This window comes from Bacillus swezeyi, assembly GCF_001969815.1.
In the GTDB taxonomy this organism is placed as follows: domain Bacteria; phylum Bacillota; class Bacilli; order Bacillales; family Bacillaceae; genus Bacillus; species Bacillus swezeyi.
Map to the genome: position 1 here is coordinate 1 of NZ_MRBK01000031.1, position 17,884 is coordinate 17,884.

The 17,884-nt window shown below is 46.2% G+C and carries 18 protein-coding genes; 15 read left to right on the plus strand and 3 right to left on the minus strand.

All coding sequences use genetic code 11. From position 1 onward, the window contains the following. Positions 1-44: 44 nt before the first annotated feature. A complete protein-coding gene (locus BTA30_RS19830; RefSeq protein ID WP_076763514.1) occupies positions 45-692 on the minus strand; it encodes a phosphotransferase in 648 nt (215 codons plus the stop codon). A gap of 305 nt (positions 693-997) precedes the next feature. Here BTA30_RS19830 and BTA30_RS19835 point away from each other — a divergent pair, with 305 nt between their 5' ends. The 7 genes from BTA30_RS19835 (at position 998) to yajC (ending at position 6,044) form a co-directional block, all read left to right on the plus strand. Next, positions 998-1,546, plus strand: coding sequence for an intercompartmental signaling factor BofC (locus BTA30_RS19835; RefSeq protein WP_275667414.1), 549 nt, complete (start codon positions 998-1,000; stop codon positions 1,544-1,546). A 137-nt stretch (positions 1,547-1,683) separates the two neighbouring features. Then, a complete protein-coding gene (ruvA, locus tag BTA30_RS19840; RefSeq protein ID WP_076763354.1) occupies positions 1,684-2,289 on the plus strand; it encodes a Holliday junction branch migration protein RuvA in 606 nt (201 codons plus the stop codon). A 10-nt stretch (positions 2,290-2,299) separates the two neighbouring features. Continuing rightward, positions 2,300-3,304 carry a Holliday junction branch migration DNA helicase RuvB gene (ruvB, locus tag BTA30_RS19845; RefSeq protein WP_076763357.1) on the plus strand — a complete coding sequence of 335 codons (1,005 nt, stop codon included), beginning with the start codon at positions 2,300-2,302 and terminating at the stop codon, positions 3,302-3,304. Next, complete coding sequence (locus BTA30_RS19850) at positions 3,297-3,497, plus strand: DUF2905 domain-containing protein (RefSeq protein ID WP_076763359.1); 201 nt, start codon at positions 3,297-3,299, stop codon at positions 3,495-3,497. The genes ruvB and BTA30_RS19850 overlap by 8 nt, the downstream gene beginning before the upstream one ends. 34 nt (positions 3,498-3,531) lie before the next feature. After that, a complete protein-coding gene (gene queA / locus BTA30_RS19855) occupies positions 3,532-4,560 on the plus strand; it encodes a tRNA preQ1(34) S-adenosylmethionine ribosyltransferase-isomerase QueA (RefSeq protein WP_076763361.1) in 1,029 nt (342 codons plus the stop codon). Between the two features lie 28 nt (positions 4,561-4,588). Further along, positions 4,589-5,734 (plus strand): tRNA guanosine(34) transglycosylase Tgt, encoded by a 1,146-nt coding sequence (gene tgt / locus BTA30_RS19860; RefSeq protein WP_076763364.1) that lies wholly within the window; start codon positions 4,589-4,591, stop codon positions 5,732-5,734. A 46-nt stretch (positions 5,735-5,780) separates the two neighbouring features. Beyond that, positions 5,781-6,044 (plus strand): preprotein translocase subunit YajC, encoded by a 264-nt coding sequence (gene yajC / locus BTA30_RS19865; protein ID WP_094777363.1) that lies wholly within the window; start codon positions 5,781-5,783, stop codon positions 6,042-6,044. Between the two features lie 169 nt (positions 6,045-6,213). Here yajC and BTA30_RS19870 read toward each other — a convergent pair whose 3' ends face one another. After that, positions 6,214-6,597: a TIGR04086 family membrane protein gene (locus BTA30_RS19870; protein ID WP_076763370.1), complete on the minus strand. Its 384-nt coding sequence runs from the start codon at positions 6,595-6,597 to the stop codon at positions 6,214-6,216. A 155-nt stretch (positions 6,598-6,752) separates the two neighbouring features. Here BTA30_RS19870 and BTA30_RS19875 point away from each other — a divergent pair, with 155 nt between their 5' ends. Further along, on the plus strand, positions 6,753-7,403 hold the full coding sequence (locus BTA30_RS19875; RefSeq protein ID WP_076763373.1) for a DUF421 domain-containing protein: 651 nt from the start codon (positions 6,753-6,755) through the stop codon (positions 7,401-7,403). Between the two features lie 5 nt (positions 7,404-7,408). Here the strand turns inward: BTA30_RS19875 and spoVB are convergent, their stop codons facing one another. Next, complete coding sequence (gene spoVB / locus BTA30_RS19880) at positions 7,409-8,962, minus strand: stage V sporulation protein B (RefSeq protein WP_076763375.1); 1,554 nt, start codon at positions 8,960-8,962, stop codon at positions 7,409-7,411. A 116-nt stretch (positions 8,963-9,078) separates the two neighbouring features. On the opposite strand from spoVB, the gene comN reads away from it, so the two are divergent. The 7 genes from comN to dtd all read left to right on the plus strand — a co-directional run bounded on the left by comN (position 9,079) and on the right by dtd (position 17,875). Then, on the plus strand, positions 9,079-9,375 hold the full coding sequence (comN, locus tag BTA30_RS19885) for a post-transcriptional regulator ComN (protein ID WP_076763377.1): 297 nt from the start codon (positions 9,079-9,081) through the stop codon (positions 9,373-9,375). Positions 9,376-9,414: 39 nt separating this feature from the next. Beyond that, a complete protein-coding gene (gene secDF / locus BTA30_RS19890; protein ID WP_076763379.1) occupies positions 9,415-11,637 on the plus strand; it encodes a protein translocase subunit SecDF in 2,223 nt (740 codons plus the stop codon). A 169-nt stretch (positions 11,638-11,806) separates the two neighbouring features. Beyond that, positions 11,807-12,100, plus strand: a complete 294-nt coding sequence (locus BTA30_RS19895; protein WP_076763382.1) for a LapA family protein — start codon at positions 11,807-11,809, stop codon at positions 12,098-12,100. A 72-nt stretch (positions 12,101-12,172) separates the two neighbouring features. Further along, positions 12,173-14,533 carry a single-stranded-DNA-specific exonuclease RecJ gene (recJ, locus tag BTA30_RS19900; RefSeq protein ID WP_076763385.1) on the plus strand — a complete coding sequence of 787 codons (2,361 nt, stop codon included), beginning with the start codon at positions 12,173-12,175 and terminating at the stop codon, positions 14,531-14,533. Positions 14,534-14,538: 5 nt separating this feature from the next. Then, complete coding sequence (locus tag BTA30_RS19905) at positions 14,539-15,051, plus strand: adenine phosphoribosyltransferase (RefSeq protein ID WP_076763387.1); 513 nt, start codon at positions 14,539-14,541, stop codon at positions 15,049-15,051. 165 nt (positions 15,052-15,216) lie between these two features. Beyond that, positions 15,217-17,418: a RelA/SpoT family protein gene (locus BTA30_RS19910; protein WP_076763518.1), complete on the plus strand. Its 2,202-nt coding sequence runs from the start codon at positions 15,217-15,219 to the stop codon at positions 17,416-17,418. A gap of 13 nt (positions 17,419-17,431) precedes the next feature. Beyond that, positions 17,432-17,875: a D-aminoacyl-tRNA deacylase gene (gene dtd / locus BTA30_RS19915; protein WP_076763389.1), complete on the plus strand. Its 444-nt coding sequence runs from the start codon at positions 17,432-17,434 to the stop codon at positions 17,873-17,875. Positions 17,876-17,884 lie beyond the last annotated feature (9 nt).

Genomic DNA, 17,884 nt, shown 5'->3' on the forward strand with positions numbered 1-17,884 from the left:
CGATTTTCTCGACAGCCTGACAGCCTTTCCTGAAGGCTGTTTTTTTATGAGTGAAATTTGTTTTTTCTGGCGGTCCATTGTTTTTGCAGCCAGTTTTTTTTATAAAGAAAAGCGATCGTTTCCATCCACAATTTAGGGATTTTTTGCGGGAACCCACTTTTTTTGTAAAGGATTTGATAGGCTGATTTAAGGTCCTCCCACTGTTTGCATGCCTTCGTTTGTGAAAACCTGGCGACATCGATGACTTTTACTGATCCGGACGGGGTCAGAATCAGATTTCGAAGGTGAATGTCAGAAGGGTTTAATCCTTTAAGCCGCGCATCTTGCAAAGCTCGGTCCACCTCTTGAATCATTTCATCCTCGATGCGGATGCCTTTGTTTAAACATTCGTAAAAGGTATGTCCTTTAATATATTCCATTAAAATATAGGAATGTCCCGTTTCATAAATATCCGGATAATAGGGAGAATCAGAAAGTTTTTTGTATATCTCCGCTTCCCGTTGAGCGGTTTCTTTGAATTCGGGGAAAAAGACTTTCAGCGCCATTTCCCTGCCTTGCTCTCTCAGTTTAAAAACGTATGCGCTCCGTCCTTTCCCGATTAATTCCAATTCATCAGGCTTTTTGACAAGCTTGTTAAATCGTTTGTTCGTGTCGTATATGACGGTTTCTGAATATGTTTTCGCCTTTGTCATGTTGAGTTCACCTTCTTTTTTAGGAGCTCTTTCAAAAGATAACACTATAATGCTGTTATACATGAGAATGGGCGGCTTTGCATCCTAAATGCCTGGAAACTTCAACATTGGCTTCAAAACGTAACAGTCGTAATCGATCTGTAAAACAATTGTATCACCGAGGCGCTTGCCCGCCGCCCTTTGACGATATAAAAGCGGACCTGTTTTATGCATTTATCATATGAAACTCCGGCACGCGATTAATTTTCAAAAGCGTTGGTCAAACTATGGATAAGATCTTGAAGGCGAAAAAGAAGGTGATATTTGTGGACAGCCGAAAAATGCTTAACAAAATGAACTTTGTCCTGTTTGCAGCCTTGCCGCTTGCCATCCTTTTCGGCATTCAGCAGGAAGCTGCAGCAATTCGGCCAGCGGAAACTCAAGAGCCGGCCAAGATTCAAATTCAATTTGAAAAGGTGTATTTGGACGGGGACGTTGGCATCGAAAGCAAGGAAGAGGCCATCGGAAAGGTGGAAGATTTTAAAGCCGCTTATAAAGGGTGGCAGCTTGTTGATCAAAAAAAAGGATTTATATTGTTTCGCAAGCAGGTGGATGATATCTCTCCACTCAGTAAAACAAACGGCTATATCGGGGTGACGGAAGATGGCGTCATCTCTACTTTCCACGGCCGTCCCGGCGTTTTGTCCGAGCCGATTCAGTCCTTTTTTCAGATTGATATAAAGCGGCTTGAAAGCCGTATGGCCGATGACCTCCGTAAAGGAATTCCTTATCGGACGAAGAAGGAATTTGAACATGTCATTGAAGCCGTTAAATCATCGGGGGATCAGCCTCATATGAAAGATATGAAGACATGACACCGTTATGTCTTTTTTTGGGCTGTGAAAAAAGCTTGTTCCTCATCAACGTGTTGAGCGAACATATGTTAACTTTTTCATTCTAGCTTTGTCTGTTTTATGTTACAATGAAGAGCAGTCAAAGAGGTGAATGAACGTTGATCGAATTCGTAAAAGGGACGATTGATTATGTGTCGCCCCAATATATTGTCATTGAAAACGGCGGGATCGGATACCAGATCTTTACGCCTAATCCGTTTATTTATAAAGAAAACAGCAAAGAAACGATTTATACATACCATTATGTAAGAGAAGATACACTTGCATTGTACGGCTTTTCGACAAGGGAAGAAAAAATGCTGTTTACAAAATTGCTGAACGTAACGGGGATCGGCCCGAAAGGAGCGCTTGCGATCCTTGCTTCCGGCGATCCGGGCGCGGTCATTGAAGCGATCGAGAATGAAGATGAAGCGTTTTTAGTCAAGTTCCCAGGCGTTGGGAAGAAAACCGCCAGACAGATCATACTCGATCTGAAGGGGAAACTGGCAGACGCCGTTCCGTCTATGGCGGCCAGCCTGTTTAACCATGAAGAACGTGAACAGGCTCATGAAGCGGAAACCGCGCTTGATGAAGCGCTTGAAGCCTTAAGTGCGCTCGGCTACTCCGACCGCGAGATTAAAAAAGTGCACCCTTACTTGAAAAAAGAAGAGGCGCTTTCGACGGATCAATATGTGAAAAAAGCATTGCAAAAATTACTAAAGTAAGGTGATGTTCATGGATGAGCGGCTCGTATCAAGTGAACTAGACAACCATGAATCAGCGATTGAGCAAAGTTTGCGTCCGCAAAAACTGGCTCAGTATATCGGTCAGGAAAAAGTCAAAGATAACCTCAGGGTTTTCATCGAAGCTGCGAAAATGCGGGAGGAGACATTAGACCACGTATTATTATACGGCCCTCCCGGATTGGGAAAGACGACTCTTGCCGCAATCATTGCCAATGAAATGGGAGTCAATCTCAGAACGACGTCAGGTCCGGCGATCGAACGCCCCGGTGATCTGGCGGCGATTTTGACAGCCCTTGAGCCTGGAGACGTGTTATTCATTGATGAAATCCACCGCCTGCACCGTTCGATTGAAGAGGTTCTGTATCCGGCGATGGAGGATTTCTGCCTTGATATCGTCATCGGCAAAGGGCCGTCAGCCCGTTCTGTCAGGCTTGAACTTCCCCCATTTACACTTGTCGGCGCCACGACCAGAGTGGGGCTTTTGACAGCGCCTCTGAGGGACAGGTTCGGTGTTTTGTCAAGACTTGAGTACTATACGCGGGATGAGTTGTCAGAAATCGTCGTCAGAACGGCCGAGCTGTTCGAGATCGACATCGACAGGCTTTCTTCCCTGGAAATTGCCAGACGGTCAAGAGGGACGCCGCGGATTGCCAACCGGCTTCTGAGACGGGTCAGAGACTTTGCCCAAGTCTTTGGAAACAGTTCCATAAACGAGGAAGTGGCGGTTGATGCCCTTGAGCGCCTTCAAGTTGACAAGCTCGGGCTTGATCATATAGACCGCAAGCTTTTAATGGGCATGATCGAAAAATTCAACGGCGGCCCTGTCGGCATCGATACGATCTCGGCTACGATCGGAGAGGAGTCTCATACGATTGAAGACGTGTATGAGCCGTACCTTCTTCAAATCGGTTTTATTCAAAGAACGCCGCGGGGGCGCATTGTCACACCGGATGTTTACAGCCATTTTCAAATGGAGGTTCCGCACGATGACTGAGTTTCCAAAGCTATTGATGATATTAGGCGCTGTCATTTTTGGTATTGGTTTATTCATGCAGCTGATCGGCAAGCTTCCGGGCGACATTTTCGTAAAAAAAGGAAACGTCACATTTTTCTTTCCTGTTGTCACATGTATTGTCATCAGCATCATCCTGTCCGTATTATTTTCGATCTTCGGACGGATGAAATGAGATCAAAGTATATAGATAGAATAAGGTGAAAAAAATGAAAGTGGATTTATTTGATTTTGAACTGCCTGAACGCCTTATTGCTCAGGTTCCTTTACAAGAACGGGATGCTTCAAGGCTGATGGTGCTGGATAAAGAAACGGGGGACATCACCCACAGCACATTTAAACACATCATTGATTTTTTAGAAGCCGGCGACTGCATTGTGCTAAACGATACGAGGGTTCTGCCGGCGCGCTTGTTCGGAGTGAAAGAAGAGACGGGCGCAAAGGTTGAAGTGCTTCTGTTAAAACAGGAGGAAGGCGACGAGTGGGAAACGCTTGTCAAACCTGCGAAACGGGTCAAACGGGGAACCGTTCTCACGTTTGGCGACGGCCGTTTGACGGCAGTCTGTACAGAAGAGCTTGATCACGGAGGAAGAAAAATAGAATTCCGCTATGAAGGGATTTTTTATGAGGTGCTGGAATCTCTCGGAGAAATGCCGCTTCCTCCTTATATAAAAGAACAGCTTGATGACAAGGAGCGCTACCAGACGGTGTACTCCAAGAAACAAGGATCGGCTGCGGCGCCGACCGCAGGACTGCATTTTACGGATGAGATTCTTGACGCGCTGAAAGAAAAGGGCGTGCACATCGCCTTTATCACCCTCCATGTCGGCCTGGGGACTTTCCGCCCCGTCAGTGCGGAAACTGTGGAAGAACACGACATGCACGCAGAGTTTTATGAAATGACAGCAGAAACAGCAGCAGCCTTGAATCAGGTCAAGCAGGACGGGGGAAGGATCATTTCCGTCGGTACGACATCGACGAGAACGCTCGAAACGATCGCCTCTGAACATGACGGCCGCTTTCAGGAAGCGAGAGGCTGGACATCTATTTTTATTTATCCGGGATATGCATTCAGGGCGATAGACGGGATGATTACAAATTTTCACCTGCCGAAATCCTCTCTCATTATGCTTGTCAGCGCGCTGGCGGGCAGGGAGCATGTGCTGTCCGCCTATCGGACCGCAGTCGAACACGAATACCGCTTCTTCAGCTTTGGAGACGCCATGTTGATCAAATAAAATTTAAAAAGATTGGAGGGCTCATAATTTGTCGCAGCAACCGATACGCTATGAGTTCATTAAAGCATGTAAACAAACAGGAGCGAGGCTGGGGAAGGTCCACACTCCCCACGGCTCATTTGAAACGCCGGTTTTCATGCCGGTAGGAACGCTCGCCACTGTTAAAACAATGGCTCCGGAAGAGTTGAAGGAAATGGGCGCCGGAATCATTTTGAGCAACACCTATCACCTTTGGCTGAGGCCCGGCCATGAAATTGTTAAAGAAGCGGGCGGCCTTCACAAGTTCATGAATTGGGACCGCGCCATCTTAACCGATTCAGGCGGCTTCCAGGTGTTTTCATTAAGCGAATTCCGCAAAATTGAAGAAGAAGGCGTTCATTTCCGCAATCATTTAAACGGGGACAAACTGTTTTTATCTCCTGAAAAAGCGATGGACATTCAAAATGCCCTCGGCTCTGATATTATGATGGCATTTGACGAGTGCCCGCCGTACCCGGCAGAGTACGATTATATGAAAAGGTCTGTTGAACGGACGAGCCGCTGGGCGGAACGCTGTCTTGCCGCCCACAAGCGCCCTGATGAGCAGGGGCTCTTTGGAATCGTTCAAGGCGGCGAATATGAAGAATTGAGAAAACAAAGTGCGAAAGACTTGATTTCACTTGATTTTCCGGGCTATGCTATAGGTGGACTATCAGTCGGCGAACCGAAGGATGTCATGAATCGCGTCTTGGAGTTTACAACTCCATTGCTTCCGGCGGATAAACCGCGTTACTTGATGGGAGTCGGTTCACCAGATTCTCTCATTGACGGCGCCATCCGCGGCGTCGATATGTTTGACTGTGTACTGCCGACCAGAATTGCGAGAAATGGGACGCTCATGACAAGTGAAGGTCGTCTCGTTGTCAAGAATGCGAAGTATGAAAGGGATTTCAGACCGATCGATGAGCACTGTGACTGCTATACATGCCGAAATTATTCACGGGCATATATCAGACATTTAATTCGCTGCAATGAAACGTTTGGAATTCGTTTAACTTCTTATCATAACCTTTATTTTCTGTTAAAATTAATGGGGCAAGTCAGAGAAGCCATTCGTGAAGATCGTTTAGGTGATTTCCGGGAAGAGTTTTTTGAGCGCTACGGTTTTAATAAACCAAATGCTAAAAGTTTCTGACACATAAACGAAGAAAACGATTAAACTATTTGAAAGGGGTGAAAAAATAATGGAGATGCTTGGAACTTTACTTCCGATTATTTTAATGTTTGCGGTTCTTTATTTCCTATTGATCCGTCCTCAGCAGAAGCAGCAGAAAGCTGTCCGCCAAATGCAGGAGGAGCTGAAAAAAGGGGATAAGATCGTAACGATCGGCGGCCTGCACGGCATCGTTGAATCAATCGACGAAAGCAAGGTTGTCATCAAAACAGGCGATAATACACGTCTGACATTCGACCGCCGCGCGATTAGAGAGGCGTCAGCCGAATAGTTGGCAAAAGCTGCTTATACATAAGCGATTCAGAAGCGGAGTTTCACAGGACGCGTTCAGGCCAAGCGGCCTGGCCGCTGTTTCTGGCGCAGACGGCGAATGCAAGCTGTTTACGGACAAGACAAGATTTAGGGAGCGGATATATTCCGCTCCCTTTTTTGCTGTTTTTTTATGCCCGGCCCCCTTGAAGATTGACACCGAAAACCCCGCCCAGCATGCTGACGCCCATAAATCCGGCATGGTACAGCAGCTGCTTGAGATTGAATGATTCTCCGAAGCCAAGATATTGAAACAGCAGCACCGTAAGCGAGAAGCAAAGAGCTGTCAAAGCCCCGATCAGCCAACCTTTTTCCTTCGCTTTTCCCCCTGAAATAAAGCCGCCGATGAACAATGTGATAAAAGATATGGCAGTAATGAACCAGCTGAATGAGTTTTCAGTTAATGATGTTAATGTCAATAACAGTGAGACCAGCAGGCTTCCCGCAAACATCAAGGCAAAAATGACGACCAAACTGTATAAGATTCCTTTGCCGATTTGCTTTGGCTCGTTCATCAAGTACCTCCTCTCTAAACATGATAGGCTCGTCTTTTTAAATGTATTCTGAACAAAGGGCAAATAGACTAGGCTGTTCCAAGCTTTTTGTACATAAAAGACCGATTTTGACAAAGGCTATGACAGATAGACTCTGGCGGAAGGAGGCGGCCGTTTTGGAGGAAATCTTGGCTCTTGTGTTTCGGACGATCGTGCTGTACTTTATCATCTTCTTTTTATTTCGCTTAATGGGAAAGAGAGAAATTGGGGAATTAAGCATCTTGGATCTCGTCGTATTTATCATGATGGCCGAAATAGCGGTTTTGGCCATTGAAAATCTTGATGACCATCTTTTGCACACGATCATCCCGATCCTCGTGTTAACTTTGATTCAAGTTATTTTGGCATACTTGTCACTGAAAAACCAAAAAATCCGCCGGCTACTCGATGGAAAACCAACGATCATCATTGACCGCGGAAAAGTCGATGAACGGGCAATGAGAACCCAGCGCTATAATTTTGAAGATTTGATGACCCAGCTCAGAGAAAAGAATGTTGAGCGCATCGCAGATGTATCATATGCGATTTTGGAGCCGACAGGAAAGCTTTCAGTCTTTACAAAAGACCGCTCAGATCACCAGATCGAACTGCCGCTTATCATTGATGGAGTTGTTCAGAAAGACCATTTGCAACAGATCGGCAAGGATCAGGAATGGCTTGAGGAAATGCTTGAAAAAAGGGGTCATCGCAATCTTTCCAACATTTCTTTCTGTACGTATCACAAAGGTTCTTTTTTTATTGATATAAAGGATGAATTCACATCATAAAGCAGTCATGAAATCCAGCGGCCGAACAGAGGAAAACGCTGGATTTCTTCTTTTTTGACCAGCTTGAAAGCAATCAAAAGGAAAACGTACAGGCAGCTTGTGAGCAAGACGCAGTAGAACAGACGCATCGGTTCGGCTTGATCGATAAAAAGGTGCTGTTTCATCCAGAAGCTCATCCAGCCCGACATCAAAATGACGGCAAAGGACATGACATATTCCTTTAAATTGATGCTGATCGGAAGCACTTTGCTGACCGTTGCCGCATGAAGCAGCGTCACGAGAATCATTCCCGTCACGATCGCCAGCGCCGCTCCCATGATGCCGAGCGACGGCCTTGACGCGAGCACGAAGATAAGTCCTGTTTTTACAAGAGCCCCGACCAAGCTGTTCATCATGGCTGCCCCGGCAAGATTTAAAGCCTGCAAAACGGCTTGAAGAGGACCTTGAAAATAATAGAACAAGAAGAAGGGAGCCATGACTTTGACAAAGACGCCGGCATTGGATGAACCGTACATGACGCTGACAAGCTCATCGGCATAGGAAAACAAAATGACAGCCGAAATGCCGCCGCTTAAAAGACAGAGTCTCATCGCCTGTTCAAGGCGGTATTCAACAACTTGCATTTTTTTCTGTTCGATCCCTTCGCTGATGGCTGGAACAAGGGCTGTTGACAATGAATACGTAATAAAGCTTGGAAGGGTGAGAAGCGTCATCGCAAATCCGGTCAGTTCCCCGTACTGGCTTGTTGCAGCCGAAGCAGCGATACCGGCGATCGCCAGGCTCTGCGCGACGACGATCGGTTCAAAAAACCACGACAAATTGCCGATAAACCGGCTGCCCGTCGTCGGAAGAGAGACGCTCATCAGCTCGAAAAAAATCCTTCGTCCGGACATTAATGACTGAAAAAAACGTTTCCTGACGCGGATTTTCTTTTTATATTGAAAAGCGGCAAACAAATAAAGCAGTGAGACAAGCTCCCCGAACACGGACGAAAGCATTGCGCCGGCTGCCGCAAATTCAATTCCGAGCGGCAAAAAGGCAGTCGTGCAGACGGCTACAAGCGATATCCGGACAATTTGCTCAAGCACTTGTGAAACGGCGAGCGGCCTCATATTCTGCTTTCCTTGAAAATAGCCCCTCAACACGCTGGAAACCGCAATAATGGGGACGACCGGTGTCACCGCCAAAAGCGGATAAAGCGTTCTTTCATCTGTCAAAAGCGTTTCGGCCATCAGCGGCGCATAGATGAGAAACACCGGGGTAATCAGGGCGCTGAGCGTACCTGTAATCGCAAGAGACATGACTAAAATCTGCTTTGTTTTTCTATGGTCGCCGCGCGCTTCCGCTTCAGCCACAAGCTTGCTGATGGCAACAGGCAGTCCGAACTGAGTGAGCGTCACCGCCAGGAAAAAAGTCGGGGCGGCCATCATATACAGCCCTACGCCTTCTTCGCCGATGAACCTGGCGATGACAATCCGGTTGATAAAGCCGAGCATTCTCGTAATTAAGCCTGCTGCTATTAAGATGAGCGTGCCTTTTAAAAACGTCTGCTTGGTCATTTCTTAGTCCCCTGCCTTCTCAAACAACCTTTAATCATATACAATAAGATATGCGCATACATCGTCCAAGCATGACAAGTCTCTCTGAAAAAATGTGAAAGGAGCGTGGCTTTGGCATGGACAGACACCCGGCTGATCTTTATAAGGACCATCTCAAACCTTTTCTTCTCAGTAAGGCAGAAGAGTTCATGATTCTCGGCTATGACGATATTGAAATAAAGGAATTATGGTCATACTTATTGAATAAGAAATGGAAGAACAAGAAAGATGTTCAAATTCACCATCTGGCCGGAGATATTTTATCTGTGAAAATTGGCGAATTTATGAACTATGCAACCGTAGAATCGTTTAAAACGTCTAATTTACTCGACAGCCCAGAGGGGCAGGATATGCTCGATGAGCTGCTGAAGTAACCGTCGATTTTTTGGGTTGATTTAAGGAGGAAATACATAATGAAAAAAGGACGCTTGATCGCGTTTTTCCTTACCGTTTTATTGATCGGTACGGGACTGGGAGTGTTTACGAAACCGGCTGCTAACAACATCAGCCTCGGTCTTGATCTACAAGGCGGTTTTGAAGTCTTGTATGAGGTTCAGCCTGCCAAAAAAGGCGATAAAATTGACAAAGATGCCCTCATCAGCACCGTTGAAGCGCTGAACCGCCGGGCCAATGTTTTAGGGGTCAGCGAACCGAACATCCAAATTGAAGGAAACAACCGGATCAGGGTTCAGCTCGCCGGCGTCGACAACCAGAACAGAGCGCGGGAAATTTTATCGACACAGGCGCAGCTATCGTTCAGAGACACGAATGATAAAGAACTTTTAAACGGCGCTGATCTTGTGGAAAGCGGTGCAAAACAGTCTTTTAAAACAGATACGAATGAGCCGATCGTTACAATCAAGCTGAAGGATGCGGACAAATTCGGCGAAGTAACGAAGAAAGTGCTTGATATGAAGCCGAATAATCAGCTGGTGATCTGGCTTGATTACAAAAAAAGCGACTCTTATCAAAAGGAATCGCAAAAGGCTGAGCACAAATACATCTCTGCCCCGAATGTCAATCAGGTGCTGAATACCTCAGACGTGATGATCGAAGGGAATTTTACGATTCAGGAAGCGAAAGATATGGCAAGCATTTTGAATGCCGGAGCCCTTCCTGTCAAATTGGTTGAAAAGTATTCGACATCCGTCGGTGCGCAGTTTGGCGAACAGGCTTTAAATGAAACCGTGTTGGCGGGGATCATCGGAATCGCTATTATTTTCTTATTTATGCTGCTTTACTATCGTCTGCCGGGTTTTATCGCGGTTATTACGCTTTCCGTCTACATTTACATCACCCTGCAGATATTTGACTGGATGAACGCCGTCCTTACCCTTCCGGGAATAGCAGCGCTTATATTGGGTGTAGGTATGGCTGTGGATGCCAATATCATTACCTATGAGCGCATCAAGGAAGAGCTCAAGCTCGGAAAATCGGTCCGTTCGGCTTTCCGGTCAGGGAACAGAAGATCGTTTGCGACGATTTTTGATGCGAACATTACGACGATGCTTGCGGGAATCGTGCTTTTCGTATTTGGTACAAGCTCAGTCAGAGGGTTTGCGACAATGTTGATTCTTTCCATTTTGACGAGCTTTATCACGGCCGTTTTCCTCTCGAGATTTTTGCTCGGCTTATTGGTGGAAAGCCGCTGGCTCGACCGGAAAAAAGGCTGGTTTGGCGTCCGGAGAAAAGACATTTTGGATATCAGCAAGACAAACGAAAATACGGAGCCGCCGACACCGTTTGACAAATGGGATTTTGTCGGAAAGCGAAAATGGTTTTTCGTATTCTCTGGAATAGTGTTAGCTGCCGGAATTGTCATCCTTCTTGTTTTCAGGCTGAACCTCGGCATCGATTTCTCTAGCGGATCGAGAATCGAAGTTCAAAGCGAACATAAACTGACAACCGAACAGCTTGAAAAGGATTTTGGGCAAGTCGGGCTGGATCCGGATTCGATCGTTCTTTCCGGTCAAAAAACGAATCACGGTGTCGCAAGGTTTGTCGGCGTTCCAAACCAGAAGAAAATTGCTGAAGTGAAAAGCTATTTCAAAGATAAATACGGGGTGGAGCCGAATGTGAGCACCGTATCGCCGACTGTCGGAAAAGAGCTGGCGAGAAATGCACTTTATGCCTTAATCATCGCGTCCATCGGGATCATTTTGTACGTATCGATCCGCTTTGAATACAAGATGGCGATTTCTGCTATTGCCTCATTGCTGTATGACGCGTTTTTCATCATTGCCGTCTTCAGTTTCACAAGGCTTGAGGTGGATATCACCTTCATTGCCGCCGTGCTGACGATCATCGGTTATTCGATTAACGATACGATCGTCACGTTTGACAGGATCAGAGAGCAAATGAAAAAGCGCAAACCGAAGACATTCAGCGACTTGTCGCATATCGTCAATTTAAGCTTGCAGCAAACCTTTGCGCGTTCGATTAACACTGTCCTGACCGTTGTCATCGTTGTCATTGCGCTTCTCGTTCTCGGCGCAACATCGATTACAAACTTCTCTGTAGCCCTGTTAATCGGTCTGTTGAGCGGTGTATATTCTTCGCTCTATATCGCAGCTCAATTATGGCTTGTATGGAAAGGCCGCGAACTTAAAAAGCCTAAACATAAGCCGGAACAATAATAGGACTGCCCGCGCTGCCGGGCAGTCTTTTTTAAGGGCTGAATCGAATGAGGCGGACACATTCTCGGCAAATTTTTCTTTTGCATGCTTTCTGATCAGCTCCTTTTTGTTTAAAATTGGAGCATGGCGGAAAAATAACGCTACAAAACTACGAATGGAGAGACTTATGATGAACAAACAATGGACATTGATTTCCGCACTTATTTTTACACTGATTGTTGCTGTTTTTGCTGTCATCAATGTAGAGCCTGTCAAGGTCGATTTTCTTTTCGGAACGGCTGAATGGCCTTTAATTCTTGTCATTTTGGTGTCTGTTTTGATGGGAGCGCTCATTATCGGCTCTGCCGGCGCTTTTCAGATCATGAAGCTGAAAAAGGAACTAAAGGCGCATAGAAGGGAAGAACAAGCAAAGCAGCACACTGACGATGCTGAAGTGCTGGCATCACCTGAGCAAAAGGACTAAAAGATTGTAACGAAAATAAATTGAATCCCCTCAGGCCGCTTTAGTATAATAGGGTGGTTGAGGGGTGAATTTATGTTAGCGTCAAAAATGCGTTGGGACGTGCAAACGCCCGACAAAGAAAAGGTGGAGCAGCTCGCCGAACAATTGGGCATTACTCCCCTTGCCGCCTCATTGCTTATCATGAGAGGCTACGATACAGCCGGCAAAGCGACTTCATTTTTGTATGGCAAGGATGCTGTCTTTCATGATCCTTACCTGCTAAAAGATATGGAGAAAGCTGTACGGCGAATCAAACAGGCAATTTCAGAAGATGAACAGATTATGATTTACGGAGATTATGATGCGGACGGTGTGACAAGCACGACGGTCCTTTTGCAGATTTTGAAAAAGTATTCAGCACAAGTCGATTTTTATATACCCGACCGCTTTAAAGAAGGGTACGGTCCGAATGAAGCCGCCTTCCGGCAAATCAAAGAAGAGGGCTATTCTCTGATCGTCACGGTGGATACCGGCATTGCAGCCGTTCACGAAGCAGAAGTCGCGAAAGAGCTCGGCATCGATTTGATTATTACAGATCACCATGAGCCAGGGCCGGTTTTGCCTGATGCCTATGCGATCATTCATCCTAAGCAGCCGGGCTGCAGTTATCCTTTTAAAGAGCTGGCCGGCGTCGGTGTGGCATTTAAGCTTGCCCACGCATTGAACGGAGATATTCCTGATGATCTGCTTGATCTTTGTGCGATCGGCACGGTTGCCGACCTTGTGCCGCTTCATGATGAGAACAGACTCATGGCCAAGCTCGGCATGGTTCAGTTCAGAAAAACGAACCGCCCAGGCTTAAGAGCGCTGACGAAGATTGCGGGAGCGGAGATTCAAAGTGCAAATGAAGAGACGATCGGCTTTCAAATCGCTCCGCGCATCAATGCGGTCGGAAGGATTGACCAGGCTGATCCGGCCGTTCATCTTTTAAACACAGAAGATGACATGGAGGCGGAAGAGCTGGCCGAAGAAATCAACGCCTTGAATAAGGAACGCCAAAAAATCGTCAACCAGATGACAGAGGAAGCGGTTCAGATGATAGAGGAGCAAGGCCTTGACCAGTCTGTGATCGTCGCGGCTCGGCCCGGCTGGAATCCCGGCGTCGTCGGAATTGTCGCTTCAAAGCTTGTCGAACGGTACTACCGCCCGGCCATCGTTCTCGGAATTGATGAAGAAAAAGGAATAGCTAAAGGCTCGGCGCGCAGTATTAAAGGCTTTGACTTATTTCAGAATCTTTCCGATTGCAGGGACATACTTCCGCATTTTGGCGGCCACCCGATGGCAGCCGGGATGACGCTCACCCAAGACGATGTTTCGGCTTTAAGAGAAAGGATCAACCGCCAGGCTGAATCCGTTTTAACAGCGGAAGACTTCATCCCCGTCCAGGAAGTCGATCTTTGCTGCCGGTTGGAGGAGATTACGGTTGACAGCATTGCGGAAATGAACATGCTGGCTCCATTCGGTACGGGGAATCCGAAGCCGTTCGTTCTTGTCAGCGACGTCAAAATTGATGAAACGAGAAGAATCGGCGCCAATAAGAATCACCTGAAGCTTTTGCTGGCTGACGGCGAGTCAAAGCTCGACTGCATCGGTTTCTATAAAGGCGATATTGAAGAAGGAATCGTTCCCGGCGCAAACATTTCGCTTGTCGGCGAATTGTCGATTAATGAATGGAACAACAGAAAAAAGCCGCAGCTGATGATCAAAGATGCGGCCGTAAACGAATGGCAGCTGTTTGATCTGCGCGGAAAACGGTCATGGGAAGAACGAATATTAAAATTGGATCCGTCAAAACGCGCAATTCTCTGTTTTCGGGAAGAGACGAAAACAAAACTTGCGGGAACAGGCCTTGAAGAAGAACTGATCTTGATCAGAGGAGAAGAGGGTGCAGAGCGTCTCGATTTACATAGCCGTTATGCGGTTTTTATTGATACGCCTCAGTCTATCGATATATTTGATCATGTCATAAAAGGCAAACAGCTGGAGCGGATTTACCTGATTTTTCATCAATCAGATGAACATTTTTTCTCGACGTTTCCAACAAGGGAATATTTTAAGTGGTACTATGCTTTCCTCCTGAAAAGAGGCTCTTTTGATTTAGCGAAATACGGCGGAGAGCTTGCCAGACATAAAGGCTGGACAAAAGACACAATTGATTTTATGACAAAGGTGTTTTTTGAGCTCGGTTTTGTTACAATAGAGAATGGTGTTTTATCTGTGGTATTTGATGCCGTAAAACGGGATTTAACAGATTCTGAAACTTACCGGGAAAAACAGCGCCTGATTGAATTGGAGCAAAAGCTCGTATATTCTTCGGCGGATGAGCTTAAACAGTGGCTGAATAAGCGGATGGGCGAAAGCTCTGACGCTTATGAAAGTATGAGGAGGACATAAAACAGATGGATTTGAAGAAGTATGTGACAATTGTGCCGGATTACCCAAAGGAAGGCGTACAATTTAAAGATATTACAACATTGATGGATAAAGGGGACGTCTATCGCTATGCGACAGATCAAATTGTAACCTATGCGAAAGAAAAACAAATTGATCTCGTCGTCGGGCCTGAAGCAAGAGGATTTATCATCGGATGTCCTGTGGCATATGCGCTTGGCGTAGGATTTGCCCCGGTCCGCAAAGAAGGCAAACTGCCTCGCGAAGTTATTAAAGTCGACTATGGATTGGAATATGGAAGCAATGTCCTGACGATCCATAAAGACGCCATTTTGCCGGGCCAGCGCGTCTTGATCACAGACGACCTTCTGGCGACCGGAGGAACGATTGAAGCGACAATCAAGCTTGTTGAAGAGCTTGGCGGCGTCGTTGCCGGAATCGCTTTCCTGATCGAACTGACATATCTTGACGGAAGAAACAAACTTGACGGATATGATATTTTAACCTTGATGCAATACTAAACAAATTTTATACTATAAAAAGCACTCAGAAAGCGGGTGCTTTTTTCCTATCCATTGAAATATTGCGATCCCGGTGTGTCCTTTTCAATTTCTTCTCTTTACATCTGTGACATTTTTCTTGATAATAATTACAATACAGTTTTCAAATATAAAAAAGGTGATTCCATGGCGAACGAACAAGTTTTAACTGCTGAGCAAGTCATTGAAAAGGCAAAATCTTACCTTTCCGATGAACATGTAGCTTTTATTAAAAATGCGTATCAATACGCGGAAGACGCACATCGCGAACAATACCGCAAATCAGGCGAGCCGTATATCATCCATCCGATCCAGGTGGCGGGAATTCTGGTCGATTTGGAAATGGACCCGGCGACGATAGCGGGAGGATTCCTGCACGATGTCGTGGAAGATACGAGCGTAACGCTTGAAGATTTAAAAGAAGCATTTAACGAAGAAGTCGCGATGCTTGTCGACGGCGTCACAAAATTGGGGAAAATTAAATATAAATCACAGGAAGAACAGCAGGCCGAAAATCATCGGAAAATGTTTGTGGCTATGGCTCAGGATATCCGCGTCATTTTGATCAAGCTGGCGGACCGCCTTCACAACATGAGAACGCTGAAGCATCTGCCTCAGGAAAAGCAGCGTAGAATCTCAAATGAAACGCTGGAAATTTTTGCTCCGCTGGCTCATCGCCTTGGAATTTCTAAAATAAAGTGGGAGCTTGAGGATACCGCTTTGCGGTATTTGAATCCGCAGCAGTACTACCGGATCGTCAACTTGATGAAGAAAAAGCGGGCCGAAAGAGAATTGTACGTTGAGGAAGTCGTAAATGAAGTGAAAAACCGCGTTGAAGAAGTCAATATTAAAGCGGACTTCTCTGGACGGCCAAAACATATTTACAGTATATACAGGAAAATGGCGATGCAGAACAAGCAGTTCAACGAAATCTACGACTTGCTCGCAGTGCGGATCCTGGTCAACAGCATTAAGGACTGCTACGCTGTGCTGGGCATCATTCATACGTGCTGGAAGCCGATGCCGGGCAGGTTCAAAGATTACATTGCAATGCCGAAGCCAAACATGTATCAATCTCTGCATACGACCGTCATCGGTCCGAAGGGAGATCCGCTGGAAGTTCAGATCAGGACTTTTGAAATGCACGAAATCGCAGAGTACGGGATTGCGGCTCACTGGGCGTACAAAGAAGGCAAAGGCGCCAATGAAGAGGCAAGCTTTGATAAAAAGCTGTCATGGTTCCGCGAAATATTGGAATTTCAAAATGAGTCGAGCGATGCCGAAGAATTTATGGAATCCCTTAAAATCGATTTATTTTCTGACATGGTGTTTGTCTTTACGCCAAAAGGAGACGTCATAGAGCTTCCTTCAGGTTCTGTGCCGATCGACTTTTCATACCGCATCCATTCAGAAATCGGCAACAAAACGATCGGCGCGAAGGTGAACGGCAAAATGGTTACCCTTGACTACAAACTGCGCACCGGGGATATCGTTGAAATTCTGACGTCAAAGCATTCATACGGGCCGAGCCAGGATTGGATCAATCTTGCCCAGACATCCCAGGCGAAGCATAAAATCCGTCAATTCTTTAAAAAGCAGCGCAGAGAAGAGAATGTCGAAAAAGGCAGGGAATTGGTTGAAAAAGAGATCAAAAACCTGGACTTTGAAGTAAAAGACGTTTTAACTGCCGAGAATCTTCAAAAAGTCGCTGACAAATTCAATTTTTCCAATGAAGAGGACATGTATGCGGCAGTCGGCTATAACGGCATTACAGCCGCTCAGGTCGCCAACCGTCTGACGGAAAAAGAACGGAAAATGCGAGATCAGGAAGAACAGGTGAAAAGCGTTCAGGAGGTTACGGCTGAAACGAAGCCGTACCAAGGGAAAAAACGCGAAGCCGGCGTGCGTGTAAAAGGCGTGGAGAACCTTCTCATCAGGCTTTCCAAATGCTGCAACCCTGTTCCTGGAGATCCGATCGTCGGTTTCATCACAAAAGGGCGGGGCGTATCCGTTCACCGCGAAGACTGCCCGAATGTTTTGACAAATGAAGCCCATGACCGGCTGATTCAGGTCGAATGGGAGCATGAACCGCAGACTCAGAGAAGAAAAGAGTATAATGTCGAAATCGAAATTCTCGGCTATGACCGCCGCGGACTGCTGAATGAAGTGCTCCAGGCTGTAAATGAAACGAAAACGAATATTTCTTCCGTTTCCGGAAAATCGGATCGCAATAAAGTGGCCACCATCCATATGGCCATTTTCATTCAAAATATCAATCATTTGCACAAAGTGGTCGAACGGATCAAGCAGATTAGAGATATTTATTCAGTACGCAGGGTGATGAATTAGGGGGAAAAGCGTCATGAAATTAGTTGTTCAGCGCGTCACAGATGCAAGTGTTTCAGTAGGCGGCGAGTCTGTCGGTGAGATCGGACTCGGTTTGATGGTGCTTGTCGGTGTGACACATGATGACACGAGCGAGGATGTGGCATATTTAGCGGAAAAGCTCGTCAATCTGCGGATATTTGAAGATGACGGCGAAAAAATGAATCTGTCTCTATTAGATGTCGGGGGATCGGTTTTGTCAGTCTCTCAATTTACTTTGTACGGGGAAACGAAAAAAGGGAGACGCCCGAATTTTACAAAAGCTGCGAAACCGGATATGGCGCTGCAACTGTATGAGGAATGGAACAGCCTGCTCCGGGAAAAAGGCGTCACTGTCGAAACCGGAAGATTTGGGGAAATGATGGATGTCAAACTGACGAATTCCGGTCCCGTCACATTAATCATGGATTCCAAAGCGTAAAAAAAGCTG

Coding starts and splice junctions, on each gene's coding strand:
- spoVB (WP_076763375.1), bottom strand. CDS start 8,962: ATGACCAAGCAGACGTTTTTAAAAGGCACGCTCATCTTAATAGCAGCA.
- comN (WP_076763377.1), top strand. CDS start 9,079: ATGGACAGACACCCGGCTGATCTTTATAAGGACCATCTCAAACCTTTT.
- BTA30_RS19910 (WP_076763518.1), top strand. CDS start 15,217: ATGGCGAACGAACAAGTTTTAACTGCTGAGCAAGTCATTGAAAAGGCA.
- dtd (WP_076763389.1), top strand. CDS start 17,432: ATGAAATTAGTTGTTCAGCGCGTCACAGATGCAAGTGTTTCAGTAGGC.
- secDF (WP_076763379.1), top strand. CDS start 9,415: ATGAAAAAAGGACGCTTGATCGCGTTTTTCCTTACCGTTTTATTGATC.
- BTA30_RS19905 (WP_076763387.1), top strand. CDS start 14,539: ATGGATTTGAAGAAGTATGTGACAATTGTGCCGGATTACCCAAAGGAA.
- recJ (WP_076763385.1), top strand. CDS start 12,173: ATGTTAGCGTCAAAAATGCGTTGGGACGTGCAAACGCCCGACAAAGAA.
- BTA30_RS19830 (WP_076763514.1), bottom strand. CDS start 692: ATGACAAAGGCGAAAACATATTCAGAAACCGTCATATACGACACGAAC.
- queA (WP_076763361.1), top strand. CDS start 3,532: ATGAAAGTGGATTTATTTGATTTTGAACTGCCTGAACGCCTTATTGCT.
- BTA30_RS19850 (WP_076763359.1), top strand. CDS start 3,297: ATGACTGAGTTTCCAAAGCTATTGATGATATTAGGCGCTGTCATTTTT.
- BTA30_RS19870 (WP_076763370.1), bottom strand. CDS start 6,597: ATGAACGAGCCAAAGCAAATCGGCAAAGGAATCTTATACAGTTTGGTC.
- BTA30_RS19895 (WP_076763382.1), top strand. CDS start 11,807: ATGAACAAACAATGGACATTGATTTCCGCACTTATTTTTACACTGATT.
- ruvB (WP_076763357.1), top strand. CDS start 2,300: ATGGATGAGCGGCTCGTATCAAGTGAACTAGACAACCATGAATCAGCG.